This window comes from Pseudomonas sp. Irchel 3A18, assembly GCF_900187465.1.
Lineage (GTDB): Bacteria > Pseudomonadota > Gammaproteobacteria > Pseudomonadales > Pseudomonadaceae > Aquipseudomonas > Aquipseudomonas cichorii.
The window spans coordinates 31646-50192 of the sequence record NZ_FYDI01000009.1 but is presented as its reverse complement, the minus strand read 5'-3'; the positions used below and the strand labels follow the sequence as shown (position 1 = coordinate 50192).

At 58.2% G+C, this 18547-nt stretch carries 16 protein-coding genes; 10 read left to right on the top strand and 6 right to left on the bottom strand.

Annotated features, from left to right (window positions below):
- Nucleotides 1-4 precede the first annotated feature (4 nt).
- Both CKW23_RS17800 and CKW23_RS17795 read left to right on the top strand, forming a co-directional pair.
- The gene (locus CKW23_RS17800; RefSeq protein WP_177434659.1) at nt 5-919 is read left to right on the top strand and encodes a bestrophin family protein; all 915 of its coding nucleotides are present in this window, start codon (nt 5-7) and stop codon (nt 917-919) included.
- A gap of 88 nt (nt 920-1007) precedes the next feature.
- Nucleotides 1008-2612, top strand: a complete 1605-nt coding sequence (locus CKW23_RS17795; protein WP_095068069.1) for a glucan 1,4-alpha-maltotetraohydrolase domain-containing protein — start codon at nt 1008-1010, stop codon at nt 2610-2612.
- Nucleotides 2613-2648: 36 nt separating this feature from the next.
- On the opposite strand, the gene CKW23_RS17790 is transcribed toward CKW23_RS17795, so the two are convergent.
- The 3 genes from CKW23_RS17790 to aspA form a co-directional block, all read right to left on the bottom strand.
- Complete coding sequence (locus CKW23_RS17790) at nt 2649-3653, bottom strand: asparaginase (RefSeq protein WP_025262562.1); 1005 nt, start codon at nt 3651-3653, stop codon at nt 2649-2651.
- A gap of 26 nt (nt 3654-3679) precedes the next feature.
- Nucleotides 3680-5131 carry a sodium:alanine symporter family protein gene (locus CKW23_RS17785; protein WP_025262561.1) on the bottom strand — a complete coding sequence of 484 codons (1452 nt, stop codon included), beginning with the start codon at nt 5129-5131 and terminating at the stop codon, nt 3680-3682.
- Between the two features lie 282 nt (nt 5132-5413).
- The gene (aspA, locus tag CKW23_RS17780) at nt 5414-6838 is read right to left on the bottom strand and encodes an aspartate ammonia-lyase (protein ID WP_025262560.1); all 1425 of its coding nucleotides are present in this window, start codon (nt 6836-6838) and stop codon (nt 5414-5416) included.
- 414 nt (nt 6839-7252) lie between these two features.
- Here aspA and CKW23_RS17775 point away from each other — a divergent pair, with 414 nt between their 5' ends.
- Entirely contained in the window at nt 7253-8155 is a 903-nt protein-coding gene (locus CKW23_RS17775; RefSeq protein ID WP_025262559.1) for a LysR substrate-binding domain-containing protein, read from the top strand.
- 31 nt (nt 8156-8186) lie between these two features.
- Here CKW23_RS17775 and CKW23_RS17770 read toward each other — a convergent pair whose 3' ends face one another.
- Nucleotides 8187-8828: a hypothetical protein gene (locus CKW23_RS17770; RefSeq protein ID WP_038400107.1), complete on the bottom strand. Its 642-nt coding sequence runs from the start codon at nt 8826-8828 to the stop codon at nt 8187-8189.
- Nucleotides 8829-9264: 436 nt separating this feature from the next.
- Here CKW23_RS17770 and purE point away from each other — a divergent pair, with 436 nt between their 5' ends.
- The 4 genes from purE to CKW23_RS17750 all read left to right on the top strand — a co-directional run bounded on the left by purE (nt 9265) and on the right by CKW23_RS17750 (nt 11831).
- On the top strand, nt 9265-9756 hold the full coding sequence (purE, locus tag CKW23_RS17765; protein WP_025262557.1) for a 5-(carboxyamino)imidazole ribonucleotide mutase: 492 nt from the start codon (nt 9265-9267) through the stop codon (nt 9754-9756).
- A gap of 9 nt (nt 9757-9765) precedes the next feature.
- Nucleotides 9766-10848, top strand: a complete 1083-nt coding sequence (locus CKW23_RS17760) for a 5-(carboxyamino)imidazole ribonucleotide synthase (RefSeq protein WP_025262556.1) — start codon at nt 9766-9768, stop codon at nt 10846-10848.
- Nucleotides 10849-10976: 128 nt separating this feature from the next.
- Nucleotides 10977-11225: a GlsB/YeaQ/YmgE family stress response membrane protein gene (locus CKW23_RS17755; protein ID WP_025262555.1), complete on the top strand. Its 249-nt coding sequence runs from the start codon at nt 10977-10979 to the stop codon at nt 11223-11225.
- A gap of 72 nt (nt 11226-11297) precedes the next feature.
- Nucleotides 11298-11831 carry a DUF3299 domain-containing protein gene (locus CKW23_RS17750; RefSeq protein ID WP_025262554.1) on the top strand — a complete coding sequence of 178 codons (534 nt, stop codon included), beginning with the start codon at nt 11298-11300 and terminating at the stop codon, nt 11829-11831.
- A gap of 9 nt (nt 11832-11840) precedes the next feature.
- On the opposite strand, the gene CKW23_RS17745 is transcribed toward CKW23_RS17750, so the two are convergent.
- Nucleotides 11841-12740 (bottom strand): D-hexose-6-phosphate mutarotase, encoded by a 900-nt coding sequence (locus tag CKW23_RS17745; RefSeq protein ID WP_025262553.1) that lies wholly within the window; start codon nt 12738-12740, stop codon nt 11841-11843.
- A gap of 93 nt (nt 12741-12833) precedes the next feature.
- On the bottom strand, nt 12834-13235 hold the full coding sequence (locus CKW23_RS17740; RefSeq protein ID WP_025262552.1) for an acyl-CoA thioesterase: 402 nt from the start codon (nt 13233-13235) through the stop codon (nt 12834-12836).
- A gap of 432 nt (nt 13236-13667) precedes the next feature.
- On the opposite strand from CKW23_RS17740, the gene CKW23_RS17735 reads away from it, so the two are divergent.
- From CKW23_RS17735 to CKW23_RS17725, 3 genes are all read left to right on the top strand, one after another.
- Nucleotides 13668-14957 carry an MFS transporter gene (locus CKW23_RS17735; protein WP_025262551.1) on the top strand — a complete coding sequence of 430 codons (1290 nt, stop codon included), beginning with the start codon at nt 13668-13670 and terminating at the stop codon, nt 14955-14957.
- A 160-nt stretch (nt 14958-15117) separates the two neighbouring features.
- On the top strand, nt 15118-16116 hold the full coding sequence (locus tag CKW23_RS17730) for a phosphate ABC transporter substrate-binding protein PstS family protein (RefSeq protein ID WP_025262550.1): 999 nt from the start codon (nt 15118-15120) through the stop codon (nt 16114-16116).
- Nucleotides 16117-16506: 390 nt separating this feature from the next.
- Nucleotides 16507-18540 (top strand): ABC transporter permease subunit, encoded by a 2034-nt coding sequence (locus CKW23_RS17725; RefSeq protein WP_081741996.1) that lies wholly within the window; start codon nt 16507-16509, stop codon nt 18538-18540.
- Nucleotides 18541-18547: the final 7 nt, after the last annotated feature.

Below are 18547 nucleotides of genomic sequence, written 5' to 3'. Positions count from 1 at the left end.
GATCATGGAGCGGTTCCGATTTCTGAGCAGAACATTTGGTTATGTAGGGTGGTCGCTATTCTGGCTGCTGATCTGGGACGTGATCGTCACGGTCGACTTCATGTTGTTCCTGGAGCGCAAGGTCACGCTGCCTTCCATGCCCCTGACCCTGCTGGGTTCGGCCTTGGTCGTACTGATCAGTTTTCGCAATTCCAGCGCCTATAACCGCTGGTGGGAAGCCCGGACTTTATGGGGGGCGCTGGTCAACAGCTCCCGCAGTTTCGCCCGCCAGGTATTGACGCTGATCGACGACGAAGACGGCATCAACCCGGTCAAGGCGCTGCTGCTGCGTCGACATGTGGCCTATGTGAAATCCCTGTCGGCGCATTTGAAGGGCGATATCACCAAGGCCGATGTGCAGGGGTTGCTTCCCCGCGAAGAGTTCGAGCGCCGTCAGGACACCAATAACTTCCCCAACGACCTGCTCAATGCCTCCGCAGCAATGATCGCCAAGGAGTACAAGTCCGGCCGCCTGGACAGCATCCGCCTCGCGCGCCTTGAATCGACAATGGTGGATATCTCCAACTGCCAGGGCGGCATGGAGCGTATTGCCAACACTCCGCTGCCTTATCCTTACGTGGCATTCCCCCGACTGTTCATTACCCTGTTCTGTGTGATCGTCCCCATCGGACTGGTTGAAACCCTGGGCTGGTTCACGCCATTGGCGTCCACCGTGGTGGGCTTCATGCTGCTGGCCATTGAAAAAATCGGCACCGACCTGCAAAGCCCGTTTCGCGCCAGCGAACACGAAATCCAGATGACCGCACTGTGCGAGAACATCGAGCGGAATCTGGATTCGATGCTTCGCGATGCCGAGGTGGGAAGTCAGGAGGGCACTTCAGCAGCAGGAATAAACAAGAGCTTTTCCGTAACCAATTGAAAGCACCCTTTGTCAGTTCTATCAGGTTACAGGCGCTCGCAGCGGGCCTACTCTGGCGATAACTTCCTTCTTCCCGAGGAGTATCGCCATGAAGCTTTTGACGCTTGGTGCGCTTTCAATCCTGCTGGTGGTGGCACAGGCCGCCAGTGCCGATGATGTGCGCGGTAATACCCCTCAGGGCACGCGCAACGACGGCAACGATGAAATCGTGTTGCAAGGGTTTCACTGGAACTCCAGTCGTTCAAGCCCTGGCAGTTGGTACAGCACGTTGAAAACCATGGCCCCGCAGATTCGGGCTGACGGTTTTACCTCGGTCTGGATGCCTGTGCCCTGGCGTGACACTTCGCGCTGGAGCGATCCGGGGACCGGTGCTTCAGGGGGTGGCGAGGGGTATTTCTGGCAGGACTTCGACAAGAACAGTGCTTATGGCAGCGATGCCGAACTCCGGCAAGCGATCGATGCCTTGAGCGCCGCCCATGTCAAAGTGATCTATGACGTGGTGCCCAATCATATGGACCGCCAGCATGTCGGGCCTGCGCTCAAGGAATCCTTGAGTGACAAGACGGATTGGCGTGATGGCTGCGCCCAGTGTGACGATGGCGATCCGTTCATGGGCGGTGATGCCGATCTCAATACGCAAAAGCCTGAAGTGTTCAACCTCTTCAAGAACGAGTTCCTGAACCTGCGCGATCACTATTCCGCCGACGGCCTGCGTTTCGATTTTGTAAAAGGCTACAGCGCGACGACGGTGGATAACTGGATGAAGGCCTTCGGCGATCAGCATTTCTGTGTCGGCGAACTCTGGAAAGCGCCGAACGAGTATCCCGCCAACGACTGGCGACATAACGCCACTTGGCAGGATGGTCTGAAAGTCTGGTCCGATCAGTCGCATTGCACGGTATTCGACTTCGCGCTCAAAGAGCGTATGCAGAATGCCGGGCTCGCCGAATGGCGATATGGCCTCAACGGTAATCCCGATCCTGCATGGCGTGCCGCTGCCATGACCTTTGTGGATAACCACGACACCGGTTATTCGCCGGGAGCCAACGGCGGTCAGCATCACTGGTCATTACCTGAAAATCTTCGCGACCAGGCCTACGCCTATATTCTCAGCAGCCCCGGAACGCCAACGGTGTATTGGCCGGACATGTATGACTGGCCGCGTGGCCAACTGCTGCGCCAGTTGATAGAGATACGCCGCACGGCGGGTATCAAGGCCGATTCCGCGATCAGCTTTATGGACAACTATTCAGGGTTGGTGGCCGAAGTGACAGGCTCGCACCAGATGCTGCTGGTAGCGCTGGGCTCCAACTTCAAGAGCGAGAGTGTGCCGGGCAGTTTCAGCCAGGCATTGGTGGCGGGCGACAACGGTGCCATACGAATCTGGCGGGCCAAAGGGGTCGATGTGCAGTTTCGTTGCGACAAGGGCGAAACCCAGGTGGGCGAGGGCGTTTATGTCGTGGGGGCGGGCTTCGAGCTGGGTGAGTGGAACCCGGCACGGGCGGTGCGCCTGAGTGATGTGAGCCAGTATCCCGTCTGGAAAGGGCAGATCCGGCTTGCCGACAATACCCGCTATGAATGGAAATGCATCGTGCGCAGCGAGGCTGACCCGAACAAGGTCATCAAGTGGCAGGAAGGAGGGAATACAGTGTTTGTTGCAAATGAAAAAGGTAGCAGTGCTGCTACCTTTTAGATGCTGCTACTAGGTTCTGTTGTGGTGACGAGCTGCTTAACGCAGCTCTCCACACAGATCCAGCTCCACCAGACGCCGGACTTCTTCAATCTTCAAACCAGCACCCAGCAGCGCATGCAGTTTGCCAAGCGCTGCTTCGCGGGTCATGCCGCCACCGGAAAGAACGCCCACGCCGCGCAGGCGGCTGCCTGCTTCGTAGACGTCCAGTTCGACACCGCCTTCATGGCATTGAGTGATCGCAACCACGCAAATGCCCTGTTGTTGTGCTCGCTCCAGGCTGGCAAGGAACGCCGGATTATCGCTCGGGCCGGTGCCGCTGCCGTAGCATTCAAGCACCAGACCTTTGATGCCGCTGTCGATCAGGCCATCGATCTGCGCTGCCCCGATACCGGGAAACAGTGGCAATGCCGCGACATTTGCCAGCGTCTTGGGCTGGCGATAATCCAGCGCCTCAGGCAATGACGAGGCAGCCTGGCCGCCACGCGAGCGTTGCAGCGGTGCGAACGGATGACGACCGAAGCTGCGGATTTTCGCGCAGCGGGTCGGTGCCAGCAGTTCGCCGTGGAAGTACAGGTGAACACCCGATGCCAGACCAGAGCCCAAGGCAAGCAAGGCACCGTTGACGTTTTCCCAGGCATCGCTGTCCGGCACACCGGCTGGCAGCATGGAGCCGGTGAACACCACTGGCGCATTGAGTCCCAGCAACTGGAAGCTCGTTGCGGCAGCGCTGTAGGCCAGTGTGTCGGTGCCATGCAGCACCAGCACTGAGTCACAGCCATCCACATCCACGGCTTCGATCACCGCTTCGCGCAGGCGTAACCAGTAATCGGGCGTCATGTTGGCGCTGTCGATCAGAGGTGACATCTCGCGAAAACGCCACTGCGGCACGACCAGTCCAGGAAGGTCGGCCAGTTGCCCGGCCATCCTTGCCTCGAAACCGGACGCTGGAGCCAGGCCATTGGCGCTGGCTTGCATGCCGATGGTGCCGCCGGTGTAAAGAACCATCACTCGCTGAGCGGGTCGGGGTGCATCATGAGCCATGGTTCTCTCCTGCGGCATTTCGGTGGTTAGTGAGCTTGTGAAGCAGGTTTGCCTGCCGCTTCAGCACCAGTCTGAGGCTGTTGAGTCGGGTTGGCTGGCCATGCGTTGCGGTCCAGATCCAGATCCGGGAACTTGCTGGAGTCGAAGACCGGCGTCTTGATGCCTGCCTTACGCTGCTCATCGTAGTCACGCAGGATGCGCATGGCGACCTTGAACAGCAGGGCCAGGGCGATCAGGTTGACGAAGGCCAGCAGGGTCATGGCGATGTCGGCGAAGGCAAACACCGTCTTGAGGTCAACCACTGCGCCCCAGAAGATCAGAGCCAGAACTACGATGCGGAAGCCGACGATGGCCTGGATCTTCTCGCCTACCAGGAAGCGCAGGCTGTTTTCGCCCAGGTAGTAGTTGTAGAGGATCGAGGTGAATACGAACAGTGCCAGCGCAACGCTGATGAAGATCCGGCCCCAGTCGCCCACTACGGCTGCCAGAGAGTTCTGCGCCAGAACGATACCGTTGCCGCTGTAGCCTACGTCATAGATACCGGACAGCAGGATCAGCAAGGCGGTGCAGGTGCAGATCAGGAAGGTGTCGAGGAATACGCTGAACGCCTGAACCACGCCTTGGGAAACCGGGTGGTCGACCTGAGCGACGGCTGCAACGTTCGGGGCGCTACCCAGACCGGCTTCGTTGGCGAAAACGCCACGTTTCACGCCCATCACGATTGCGCTGCCGATCAGGCCGCCAAACACCGGGTCAAGACCGAAGGCGCTTTTGACGATGGTCAGCAGCATGCCTGGAACGTGTTCGATCTGAATGGCGATGACATAGATGGTGACCGCGATGTAGGCCAGGGTCTTGACCGGTACCAGCAGGTCGGAAATGGCCGCGATACGCTTGATGCCACCGATGAACGCCAGGCCCAGCAGGACGACCAGACAGATACCGGTGGTCGTGTGGTCGACGCCGAAAGCGCTATTGAGCGAGTCGGTCACGGCATGGGATTGCAGGCCGTTGAAGGAAAGACCGAAGGTCATGATCAGTAATACTGCCATGACCATGCCCAGCCAGCGCTTGCCCAGGCCGTGCTGGATGTAGAACGATGGACCGCCGCGGAACTGGCCTTCGGAGTCCTTGCGTTTGTAGAGCTGAGCGAGAGAACACTCGATGAAGCTGCTGGACATGCCGACCAGTGCGGTCACCCACATCCAGAATACGGCACCTGGGCCGCCCAGTGTCACGGCAAGGCCGACACCTGCGATGTTGCCTGCTCCGACGCGACCTGCAAGGCTGAGCATCAGTGCCTGGAACGAACTCAGTTGCCCCGAGCTGCTACGCAAGCTGTCGCGAAAAACCGCGAACATGTGAAAGAAGTGACGAAACTGAACGAAACGCGAGCGGATCGTGAAGTAACCACCAAGGCCTACGATAAGGACGATGAGGACCTTTCCCGAGAGGAAGTCGTTAATCATTTCCAACATTTTTGTTATTCCTCGCTACTTTTGAGGGGGCGCACTATACCGGTGCAAAGTTTTTACGTCTGTAGCCGCTTTGTTGTGTAACTGAATCTTCATTTGCGGTGCGAAACGAATGTTTTTGCCAGGACGTCAGCAAAAACGGGCTTTTCAGGTGCTTGATGCCCTCCTTTGGGTCGTCAGCAAGCAGGCAAAAAAAAGGGTCTGGAGAATCACTCCCAGACCCCCAAAAGGTGAGGGGTGTCTAGGCCCTCAACCTGGTGAGCATGTTGCGAAAAGCATTTTCGGTCAGGCCTTCAGGGGAGCGAGGCGCGGAGCGATCATGTTCTCCGGACGCAGGATGTCATCGAGCATCGCGTCGTCGAGCAAGCCTTCTTCGCGGACCAGTTCCAGTACACCGCGGCCACTTTCCAGGGCAATGCGGGCGATACGGGTCGAGTTTTCGTAACCGATGTAAGGGTTCAGGGCGGTGACCAGACCGATCGAGTGCTCGACCAGTTCACGGCAGCGCTGTTCGTTTGCAGTGATGCCGACGATGCAGTGTTCGCGCAGCATGTCCATGGCGCGTTGCAGCAGGCGGATCGAATCGAAAATCTTGTAGGCGATCAGCGGCTCCATCACGTTGAGCTGCAACTGGCCGCCTTCGGCTGCCATGGTCAGGGCCAGGTCGTTGCCGATGATTTCAAAGGCTACCTGGTTGACGGCTTCCGGAATGACCGGGTTGACCTTGCCTGGCATGATCGAGCTGCCTGGCTGACGCGCTGGCAGGTTGATTTCGTTGATGCCGGTGCGTGGACCGCTGGACAGCAGGCGCAGGTCGTTGCAGATCTTCGAGAGTTTGACGGCGGTACGCTTGAGCATGCCGGAGAACAGCACGAAAGCGCCCATGTCGGACGTCGCTTCGATCAGGTCGGCGGCTGGAACCAGCGGATGGCCGCTGATGATTGCCAGACGCTCTACTGCCAGCTTCTGATAGCCCGGGTCGGCGTTGATGCCCGTACCGATTGCGGTACCGCCCAGGTTCACTTCGGTCAGCAGCTCTGGAGCCAGAGTGCGCAGGCGGTTCAGGTCTTCGGTCAAGGTGGTGGCGAAGGCGCGGAATTCCTGACCCAGGGTCATTGGAACCGCGTCCTGCAACTGGGTACGGCCCATTTTCAGAACGTGGTTGAATTCTTCGCCCTTGGCTGCGAAAGACTGGATCAGGCTTTCGAGGCTTGCGAGCATGGCGTCATGACCCAACAGCAGGCCCAGACGGATTGCCGTCGGGTAGGCGTCGTTGGTCGACTGAGCCATGTTTACGTCGTTGTTCGGGTGCAGATGCTTGTATTCGCCTTTCTCGAAGCCCATGGCTTCAAGCGCGATGTTGGCGATGACTTCGTTGGCATTCATGTTGGTTGAAGTGCCAGCGCCGCCCTGAATCATGTCGACCACGAACTGGTCGTGGAAGTCGCCGCGGATCAAACGTGCGCAAGCTTCGCTGATGGCTGCGTACTTGGCATCGTTGAGGTGGCCCAGAGCATGGTTTGCATCAGCTGCCGCCTGCTTGACCATCGCCAGTCCAACGACCAGTTTCGGGTAATGCGAAAGTGGTACACCGGAGAGGTGGAAGTTATTCACTGCTCGCAGGGTCTGGATACCGTAGTAAGCGTGAGCAGGTACTTCGAGAACACCAAGCAGGTCTTTTTCGATGCGCAGTGATGCAGGCGAGGACATGATAGAGATTATCTCAAATAAGGCACAACAATGCCGGAACGCCGCGAATGTTGGGGTTTGAGCTGGAAGTTGACCAATGCTGTTAAACGCTGCCCTATGCAATAACGGCATAATGCACATGTGACGTGGGTTTCTCTTTGTTCGTAAACAGGACAAAATGTCGCACTTGTATTTGTTTTTGTCGCAGAGGCGACGTTATCTGGCAAATTGCGCGGCAGAATGAATGGGCGTGTGCAAAGTGAATGTCCCGGTTAAAGGGGGCATGTCCTGTCTGGACGTTGCGCAGTGCGAGCGGATTTATCCGCGAGACGTCATTGAAGGCGAGCATCTTCTTCGTGTAGGCGGGCCTCTCGCGAATAAATTCGCTCCTACCGAATGTCTTTCATTCATGCCCCGAATGTCCGGGAGGACGTGATGAACCTGGAAAGCAAATGGCTGGAAGATTTCAGTGCCCTGGCTGCCACCCGCAGTTTTTCCCAGGCGGCCGAGCGTCGTTTCGTGACGCAGCCAGCCTTCAGCCGCCGCATCCGCAGTCTGGAGTCGGCCCTTGGGCTGACGCTGGTCAACCGCTCTCGGACCCCCATTGAACTGACGGCTGCCGGACAGTTGTTTCTGGTGACGGCGCGCACGGTCGTCGAGCAGTTGGGTGAAGTGGTGCGTCACCTGCATCATCTGGAAGGCGGGCAAGGTGAGGTTATTCAGGTAGCGGCTGCGCACTCCCTGGCGCTCGGTTTTTTTCCCCGCTGGATCGCCCAGTTGCGTAACGATGGCTTGAACATCGCGACCCGGCTGGTGGCGACCAACGTGGGCGACGCGGTGCATGCATTGCGCGAAGGCGGCTGCGACCTGATGCTTGCGTTCTATGATCCGGATGCTGCCTTGCAGATGGACGCGGAGATATTCCCTTCGCTGCATCTGGGCCACACCGAAATGCTGCCGGTCTGTGCTGCCGATGCCAATGGCCAGCCACTGTTCGATCTGGAGAATGAACAGAGTGTGCCGCTGCTGGCCTACAGCGCGGGGGCTTTTCTCGGGCGTTCGGTGAATCTGTTGCTGCGTCAGCGCAACCTGCGTTTCACCACGGTTTATGAAACGGCAATGGCCGACAGCCTCAAAGGCATGGCGCTTGAAGGGTTGGGGATTGCCTGGGTGCCGCATTTGAGCGTGCGGGCCGAGCTTGAGCGTGGCGAACTGGTCGTCTGTGGCGGGCCGCACTGGCACGTCCCGCTGGAAATCCGCCTGTATCGCTGCGCCCTGGTGCGCAAGGCCAATGTCCGGTTGCTGTGGCGCAAGCTGGAGGGCGGCGCTGCACAATAACGCGTAGCGCCTGTTGAGTTTGCAGACGGGTTTACGGGAATTGATTCAAATGTTCGGCGATGATCTTTTTGTTCTTGTCGCTGTAGACATAACAATTGGATCTTATCTTTTCCCGAGTGGGCGTTATGTTGGTTTCACACCACCAGCCACCTCGGAATAACACTTCCGAGTGCTCATGAGTGCCGCCCAGCATATGACCTATTTCATGGGCTGCCGCGGCATACGTCTGCATGGAGGCTATCGCCGTATAATGCTTCTCGCGGGTATAACCCAGGATTTTTTTGTTGACGGGGTGGCGAGTCAACAGCAGGTATTTGGTTGTTCCGTTTCGGGGAAGATTGTTCTCCTGAATATACTGGTCCACGAGATGATCCCATTCCTGTTTGCCTCTTTTCAGGTCAGTGGTCTTGTAGGCGAAGCCGCTCAGCGTTGACTTTTTCTCGATGATATCGAGATAGACCCTGCGACCTGTAAAGCTTTCGAGGTCCTTGATCATCCATGAAAAGTAATCACGCTTCAGGTCGGTCCGTTCAAAAGCAGGTATGTCGTCATGCAGAAATACATACAGGAACAGCGGGCGTTTTTCCTTTACCTCGTTGGCGTAGGCCGGCGGGAAGTTCAACAGCAGCACTGCACCGAGCAGGACCGCGAGTCTTTTGAAATTCATTTTCATATAAGTTAATCCATTAACAGAGTTGCAGTGTTTATTTGAACGACTCATGCCGTTCATCGGGTGGGTGAGATCAAGAGGTAACAGGAAGTTTTGAGAGGTTGTCAGTTGGCCTTTACTTCGTGAGAAGTAGTGGAGGGTGGACGCAGCCTGTAGGAATTTCTCAGGCTGTGTGAAAACTGCTGCGCTCGGTCATGCTGCGTTTTCACATGGTCTGTTCTGCTGCGGATTTGTCATTCACGGGGCTGCTTTACGGGCTGTCGGCAAGGTCCTTGTGCAGATGGTCGTCAGGGGGGCTGTCATCCTTGCGCTTTGAGGTATACTGCGCGGCCTTTGGCCGGTTGAATCGGCCATTATTCGTACAACAAGCCACGCCGGTCCTCCCGCGTGGCTTGTTGTTTTTTGACGCGCCTGCGGGCGCCCGATGAGAGGCACGACGATGAGCGCACTGGTTGGCGTGATCATGGGCTCCAAGTCCGATTGGTCCACCCTTAGCCACACCGCCGATATGCTGGAAAAGCTCGGCATCCCGTATGAAGTCAAAGTGGTGTCTGCCCACCGGACGCCGGATCTGCTTTTTCAGTACGCTGAAGAAGCCGAAGGCCGTGGTATCGAAGTGATCATCGCCGGTGCTGGCGGTGCTGCTCACTTACCGGGCATGTGTGCTGCCAAGACACACTTGCCGGTGCTGGGCGTTCCGGTTCAGTCATCGATGCTGTCGGGCGTCGATTCCCTGCTGTCCATCGTGCAGATGCCTGCAGGCATTCCTGTGGCGACCCTGGCCATCGGCAAGGCAGGCGCGATCAACGCCGCCCTGTTGTCCGCCAGTATCCTGGGCGCCAAGCATCCTCAATTCCATGCAGTGCTGAAGAAATTCCGCACTGAGCAGACAGACAGCGTGCTGGACAATCCAGACCCGCGCCACGCCTGAGGTTTTTCCATGAAGATCGGTGTAATCGGTGGCGGCCAGCTGGGCCGCATGTTGGCTTTGGCAGGTACGCCGCTGGGTATGAACTTCGCCTTTCTCGACCCCGCACCGGATGCTTGCGCTGCTGCGCTGGGTGAGCATCTGCGTGCCGATTACGGCGATCTGGATCACCTGCGTCAGTTGGCCGATGAAGTCGATCTGGTGACGTTCGAGTTTGAAAGCGTGCCAGCCGAAACCGTGGCGTTCCTGTCACAGTTCGTGCCGGTCTATCCGAGCGCCGACGCCTTGCGCATCGCTCGCGATCGCTGGTTCGAGAAAAGCATGTTCAAGGACTTGGGCATCCCGACGCCTGCGTTCGCGGATATCCAGTCGCAGTCGGACCTGGACGCTGCTGTCGCCAGCATCGGCCTGCCTGCCGTGCTGAAAACCCGCACCCTGGGTTACGACGGCAAGGGCCAGAAAGTCCTGCGCACGGCTGCCGATGTGGTCAATACCTTTGCCGAGCTGGGCAGCGTGCCTTGCCTGCTGGAAGGTTTCGTACCTTTCACCGGTGAGGTTTCGTTGATTGCCGTGCGTGCCCGCGATGGTGAAACACGCTTCTATCCGCTGGTACACAACACTCACGAGAACGGCATCCTGCGCATTTCCATCGCCAGTACCGATCACCCGTTGCAGGCGCTGGCCGAAGATTACGTCGGTCGGGTTCTGAAGCAACTGGATTACGTGGGTGTGCTGGCCTTCGAATTCTTTGAAGTCGATGGCGGCCTGAAAGCCAACGAAATCGCGCCGCGTGTCCACAACTCCGGACACTGGACCACCGAAGGTGCCGAGTGCAGCCAGTTCGAGAACCACCTGCGGGCGGTTGCCGGTCTGCCACTGGGCTCCACGGCCAAGGTCGGTGAGAGCGCCATGCTGAACTTCATCGGTGAAGTGCCAGCCGTGGACAAGGTCATCGCCATCGATGACTGCCATCTGCATCACTACGGCAAAGCCTTCAAGGCCGGTCGCAAGGTTGGCCATGCCACCGTGCGCAGCGCTGATCGTGCGACCCTGGACCGTCAGGTCAAGCAGGTCGAGGCACTGATTCAAAACTGATTGCCTGCTGATTCCAGGTCCTTTGTTTTCAAAGGGCCTGGAACCAATCCTCTCTCCGTGTTCTCAGATAGCAGTAAGCCAACGCTGCCATCAGGCCTTGGCGTGTTCAACACAGACAGGGGAAATACATGGGCATTATCGGAACCATCTTTATCGGCTTGATCGTTGGCCTGCTGGCACGCTTTCTCAAGCCAGGCGATGACAGCATGGGCTGGATCATGACCATTCTGCTGGGCATTGGCGGTTCTCTGGCTGCGACCTATGGCGGTCAGGCGCTGGGCATCTATCAGGCGGGTGAGGGCGCAGGTTTCCTGGGCGCGCTGGTCGGTGCAATCATCCTGTTGTTTATCTTCGGCATGATTAAAAAGAAGAGCTGATTTTTCATCTGGCCCTCTGTGCGCAGAGGGCTAGAATGCGCGGCAGTATTTTCCACTTTGCCGAGCTTTATGATGCGTCGTTTTCTATTGATGACCCTGCTACTGGTATCCGGGCTTGTGCATGCCGAGATTCCCGAGACCGACTGGCTTGAACTCATGCCCAAGTCGGACCAGAAAGCCCTCGAAGCCATGCCCGAGATCGACCACAACTCCCCGGAAGCCATGGGGACCTTCGACAGCAAGGGTGGTTTGAAGCAGAGCAAAGGGCTGCCCGCCGTCATGTATTCGACCAAGACTGTGGCCGACATGAATGGCAAGACGATCCGCCTCGGCGGTTATCCGGTGCCGCTGGAAACCGATGCCAAGGGCCATAGCACTTTATTCTTTCTCGTCCCTTATCCGGGCGCTTGCATTCACGTGCCGCCACCGCCTCCAAACCAACTGGTGCTGGTTCGTTACCCCAAAGGCCTGAAACTGGATGATATCTACACACCTTTGTGGGTAGTGGGTACGCTGAAAGTTGAGAAGGTCAGTAACGATCTGGCCGATGCGGCCTATGCGATGGATGCTTCAAAGGTCCGCGTCGTGGTCGACTCGGACCTTTGATAGCCGGGTTTAGAGCGCTTCACTCCAGATACTGATCCCCAGGACATGCATGTCCTGCGGGGCCAGGGTCACGACATCGTCCAGCACGTTGGCGGTTTCGACGCAGACCATGCGCTGCCAGCCCTCGGGCTTCATGTCGGCGAGCTTGCTGGTTTTTTCGATCCACGGGTTCCACAGGACAGCGGATTTCGAGCCGCTGGTCTGGATGTGAACCCGGCGCTTCCACTCTGGATCGACGATGCTGAGCAATGGCGGCGTATCTTTGTAGATACGGTCGGTTTCGCCGACGAACGTCAGGTCGCCGCTCTGCTGGCGTTCTTCCCAGTTTTCCAGGGTTTCGATATAGCGCAGGCCATCGAGGCCTTCGATGTGGATCTGGTGAATATCGCTGATTGCGAAGTAAGTGTGCAGCGCCTGGCTGAAGCTTACGGTTTCGCTTCCGTTGTTGTAGCTGACCAGGCTGACATTGAGTGCATGGTCCAGGCGGATGCTGAGTTTCAGGGCAACGTTGTGTGGCCAGCCTGGTAAATGGCCTTCAGCCTGCGGCAGGACGAACTCCACCAGCAGCGCATCGCCATCTTCTCCAATCCCCAGCAGTTCCCAGTCCAGCGTGCGGACTTCCCCATGGGCTTTGGCGGGCTCGCTGCTCTGGCGCATCGCCTGCACGCTTTGCGGGTTGCGCTCCAGGCTGCCGAACCATGGCCAGCAAACCGGGATGCCGGCACGAATCGGCTTGCCTTGCTTGAACAGCGCACCGTCGTTCAGCCAGATCAGAGGCTCCTGGCCTGCGACCTGATAACTGAGGATATGCGCGCCTTGCTGGGCAACCAGCAGCTCTGCATCGCCATGACGGATACGCCAGCAATTCAGCTCGTCGTATTTTACGGATTCAACCTGCGGTGTTGGCATGCGAAGTTCTCACTCAAGGACCGTGACATGAATAGACGCTTTCAAGGTCGAGGAGTTTAGCCTTAACCGGCCAGTCTCTGCCCGAACGGCCATTTACCGCCGTGCCGGGACCGAACGTGTCCGGCCACTGCTGTCGATGGCCACGAAGACGAACACGGCTTCGGTGACCTTGCGCCATTCGCTGCTCAACGGGTCGTCGCTCCAGACTTCGACCATCATCTTGATCGAGGTACGGCCGACTTCCAGGGTCCGTGTATAGAAGGAAAGCTGTTCGCCAACGGCCACCGGAACCAGGAATGCCATGCGGTCGATCGCAACGGTCGCGACACGTCCGCCCGCGATCTTGCTGGCCATTGCGGTGCCTGCCAGGTCCATCTGTGACACCAGCCAACCGCCAAAGATATCGCCGAAACCATTGGTCTCACGGGGCAGGGCCGTAATTTGCAAGGCCAGGTCGCCTTGTGGGGTTGGATCTTCTTGTTCGAGCTCAATCATGCCTAGGGTGCCTCTGACCCATGACTCTCATTGTTTTCTACCGCGGTTGACAGGTGCCATTCAAAACTACGTCGATGAACATTGTGCGTTCAGCCGACCTATGGCTCCAAAAGGGAAACTCTGCGAAAGCCGCTGGCTAAAGAGGTTTTTGCGCAGTTTCCCGATGCGCGTGACGGTCTGCGAGTATATCGGGCGTTGCGTCACAGCACGACCATTGGGCTTTCTTTTTACCGAGCGCCGCTTCTGCTAGGTGTTTTTTGAAACAATTTGCTATCTTGCCTGACCTCTACAGGTGACAAGACTGCCTGTACACGCAATTTTGGTGCCTATCTGCACAATTGCCCCGGACAATCGCTTCTGCACGCCACCCCGTCGCAGCCAGCGTAGCTGTCGTTCGCTCATTCAAAGAAAAGCCCAAAGAGAAGCCTTGTCATGTCATCCGTACCTTTAGATTCCGCGAAGTCCGCGCGGCCTTTGACCCGCAGCGATTACAAAACCCTGTCGCTTTCAGCCCTGGGTGGGGCGCTGGAGTTTTACGACTTCATCATTTTCGTCTTCTTCGCGGCGGTGGTCGGGAAGCTGTTCTTCCCGGCGGACATGCCCGACTGGCTGCGCATGATGCAGACCTTCGGCATTTTTGCTGCCGGTTATCTGGCAAGACCGCTGGGCGGCATCATCATGGCGCACTTCGGTGACCTGCTGGGCCGCAAGAAAATGTTCACCCTGAGCATTTTCATGATGGCCGTGCCGACCCTGATCATGGGTCTGCTGCCAACCTACGCCCAGATCGGCATGTGGGCGCCGATCCTGCTGCTGTTGATGCGCGTCATTCAGGGCGCAGCCATCGGCGGTGAAGTGCCGGGCGCCTGGGTATTCGTGTCCGAGCACGTTCCGGCCCGTTATGTCGGTTATGCCTGTGGCACGCTGACGGCCGGTCTGACGGCGGGGATCCTGATCGGTTCGCTGGTCGCTACCGTGATCAACAGCATCTATACGCCGGTCGAGGTTTCCGACTACGCATGGCGCATCCCTTTCCTGCTGGGCGGTGTGTTCGGCCTGATGTCGGTCTACCTGCGTCGTCTACTGCACGAAACCCCAGTGTTTGCCGAACTGCAACAGCGCAAGGCGCTGGCCGAAGAACTGCCGCTCAAAGGCGTACTGCGTGATCATCGCGGTGCCGTGGTGCTGTCGATGCTGCTGACCTGGCTGCTGTCGGCCGGGATTATCGTCGTTATTCTGATGACACCGACCCTGCTGCAGACCAAGTATGAATTCCCGGCAGCCACTGCCTTGAAGGCCAACAGCCTGGCAATCGTTCTCCTGAGTCTGGGTTGCATCGGTGCGGGTGCGCTGGCGGATCGTATCGGCGCGGGCCTGGTATTGCTGCTGGGCAGCGCGGGTCTGTTGATCAGCTCCTGGACTTTCTACCATGTGCTGGCCGCGCATCCGGACTGGCTGTTCCCGCTGTATGCCGTGACCGGTCTGTTCGTCGGCACCATCGGCGCCGTGCCGTACGTGATGGTCAAGGCGTTCCCGCCTGTGGTGCGTTTCTCGGGGCTTTCGTTCTCCTACAACGTGGCGTATGCCATCTTCGGCGGCCTGACCCCGATGGTCGTGACCCTCATGCTCAAGACCAGCCCGATGGCTCCGGCCTGGTACGTGGCGGCGTTGAGTGGCCTGGGTATGGCGCTGGGTCTGTATCTGCTCTCCAAGAAGCGCTGATAGCCTCTCGCTGAAGCATTTTGTCTTGGATAAAGGCCGTCATCCCGAAAGGGGGACGGCCTTTTCATCTTATTGTCACAATCAATTCATAGAGTATTCATACGACCCTCCAATGAAGGCAGGTCGCAGATCCTCTACATACCCTGCAGGAGCGCAAGGCATGACATTCAAGAGCTGGATGACCGCACTGACATTTGCTGCCGCCGCAGTTGCGACAGCCAATTCCTTCGCTGCTGTTGACCCTGCGATCAAGCCTTACGCAAAAACCACGGGTGTATCCGGAAACCTCTCCAGTGTGGGTTCCGATACCTTGGCAAACCTGATGACCCTGTGGGCCGAGGCCTACAAGAAAGAATACCCAAGCGTGAACATCCAGATTCAGGCCGCCGGCTCGTCCACTGCGCCGCCAGCCCTGACGGAAGGCACTGCCAACCTCGGGCCGATGAGCCGCAAGATGAAGGACGGCGAGCTGTCGGCGTTCGAGTTGAAGCACGGCTACAAACCGACCGCCATCCCGGTCGCCGTGGATGCCTTGGCCGTGTTCGTTCATAAGGACAACCCGATCAAGGGCCTGACCATGCAGCAAGTGGACGCGATTTTTTCCGTGACCCGCCTGTGCGGTGCCAAGGCCGATGCGAAGACCTGGGGCGAGGTCGGCGTGACCGGCGACCTGGCGAGCAAGCCGATCCAGTTGTTTGGCCGTAACTCGGTGTCCGGCACCTATGGCTACTTCAAGGAAGAGGCGCTGTGCAAAGGTGACTTCAAGGCCAACGTCAACGAGCAGCCGGGGTCCGCTTCGGTGGTCAGCGCCATCAGCAGTTCGCTGAACGGCATCGGTTACTCGGGTATCGGCTACAAGACTTCCAGCGTCAAGACTGTACCGCTGGCCAAGAAGGAAGGCTCAGCGTTCGTCGAGGACAATGAAGCCAACGCCTTGAACGGTACTTATCCGTTGTCGCGTTTCCTCTACGTGTATGTGAACAAGGCGCCAAACAAGCCTCTGGCGCCGCTGGAAGCCGAATTTCTGAAACTGGTGCTGTCCAGACAGGGCCAGGAAGTGGTGATGAAGGACGGCTACATTCCGTTGCCGTCCCGCGTGGTGGAAAAGGCATTGGCCGATCTGGGCCTGCAAGGTACCTCGGGTGTCGCTTCGAAATAACAGCAGCATGAGGGGAGGCTGAAGGATTGGCCTCGCAAGCACTTGAACAGTCCGCTGCCGGTTTTCCTGGGCGGCGGGCTTTTTTGCGTCACCTTACTGTAATGTTTTTGTCATATAAGGCCGTTACGGTGTGCGCGCATGAATGATCTGGCTAAATCGAGAATGAATCAGAGTTCACCTCCAGCGCGCATTGATTTCAATACGCCCGAGATGCTGCGCAAGCGCCGCGTTCGTGCTTTCAAGGACCGCCTGACCCGCTGGTATGTCGCCGTGGGTGGTCTTGCCGTGCTGGCCGCTATCACGCTGATCTTTTTCTACCTCGCCTATGTCGTCGCGCCGTTGTTCAAGGGGGCCAGCCTGAGCGTCAAGACGCCGCTGAACGCTACCTGGATGCAGGACGCGGGCAAGCCGCTGATGATTAGCATCGAAGAGCAGAACCAGATCGGCATGCGGGTTTCCGACAAGGGCGAAGTGATCTTCTTTGATATCAGGGAAGGCAGCGAACTGCAGCGCATCAGCCTGCCGCTGCCAGCCGGTGTGAGCGTTGCGTCCATCGGCAAGGACCAGCCCGGCGCGCCGCTGATTGCTCTGGGTCTGTCCAATGGTCAGGTGCTGATCTTCAAGCATGCTTACCAGACGACATATCCGGACAACAAGAAAACCATCACGCCGAGCATTGCCTGGCCTTACGGCGAGACGCCGCTGGTGCTGGACGATCAGGGCCGGCCGGTGGAGTACGTTACCGTCAGCGCCAGTGGCGACAATCTCAAGGTTGCAGGTTCAACCGGCACCCAGTTGCACGTTCTGGCCCTGGAGCAGACCGAGAACATGATGACGGGCGAGATGACCCGCGAGCAGAGCCGTATCGATCTGCCGCAGATGTCCGCTGCCGTCAAAGCCATCTATATCGATCCTCGCCAGCAATGGCTGTATGTGATCAACGGTCGTGCCCAGGCCGACGTGTTCAGCCTGCGGGATCGCACCCTCAATGGTCGTTACAAGCTACTGGAAGACGGTAACGCGGAAATCACCGCCAGCGCTCAACTGGTGGGCGGCATTTCACTGATCATCGGTAACTCCAAGGGCAGCATGAGCCAGTGGTTCATGGCCCGTGACACCGATGGCGAACAACGCTTCATGCGCGTTCGCGACTTCAAGATGAGCCACGCACCGATCGTGCAGATCAGGGCCGAGCAGCGTCGCAAGGGTTTCATCGCGCTCGATGCTTCGGGCAAGCTGGGCGTATTTCACAGCACGGCCCATCGCACCTTGCTGGTCGATCAGGTGGTGGAAGGCTCGGGCATTCTGGCGTTGTCGCCACGGGCCAACCAGATTCTGGTCGAGAGTTCAGGCCTGCTGCTCCCCATGACGCTGGATAACCCGCACCCGGAAGTGTCCTGGAGTTCGCTGTGGGGCAAGGTCTGGTATGAAAACTACGATTCGCCTCAGTATGTCTGGCAGTCCACGGCGTCCAACAGCGATTTCGAGCCCAAGCTGAGCCTCGCGCCGCTGACCTATGGCACGTTGAAAGCCGCGTTCTACGCCATGATCCTGGCTGCGCCGCTGGCCATTGCTGCCGCGATCTATACCGCTTACTTCATGGCGCCGGGCATGCGCCGCAAGGTCAAGCCGGTCATCGAGCTGATGGAAGCGATGCCGACGGTGATCCTCGGCTTCTTTGCCGGATTGTTCCTGGCGCCGTATCTGGAAGGCCATTTGCCCGGCATCTTCAGCCTGCTGCTGTTGACGCCCATCGGCATCCTGTTGGCGGGCTTCCTGTGGACCCGTCTGCCCGAGTCGATTCGTCTGCGTGTGCCTGACGGTTGGGAGAGCGCGATTCTGCTGCCAGTGGTGGTGCTGGTGGGCTGGTTCTCATTGAGTATGAGCCCGCATCTGGAAAACTGGTTCTTCGGTGGCGACATGCGCATGTGGATCAGCAATGACCTGGGCATCACCTACGATCAGCGCAATGCACTGGTCGTCGGCATCGCCATGGGGTTTGCGGTCATCCCCAATATCTACTCGATTGCCGAAGATGCCGTCTTCAGCGTGCCGCGCAGCCTGACCCTGGGCTCGCTGGCCCTGGGCGCGACGCCCTGGCAAACCCTCACCCGCGTGGTGATCCTGACCGCAAGCCCCGGCATCTTCTCGGCGCTGATGATCGGCATGGGCCGTGCCGTGGGTGAAACCATGATCGTGCTGATGGCCACCGGTAACACGCCGATCATGGACATGAACCTGTTCGAGGGCATGCGCACCCTGGCGGCCAACGTTGCTGTAGAAATGCCCGAGTCGGAAGTGGGAGGCAGTCACTATCGCGTGCTGTTCCTGGCGGCGCTGGTGCTGCTGGTGTTCACTTTTGTCATGAACACCCTGGCAGAGCTGATTCGTCAGCGCCTGCGCAAGAAATACTCGTCGCTTTAAGGAAGGC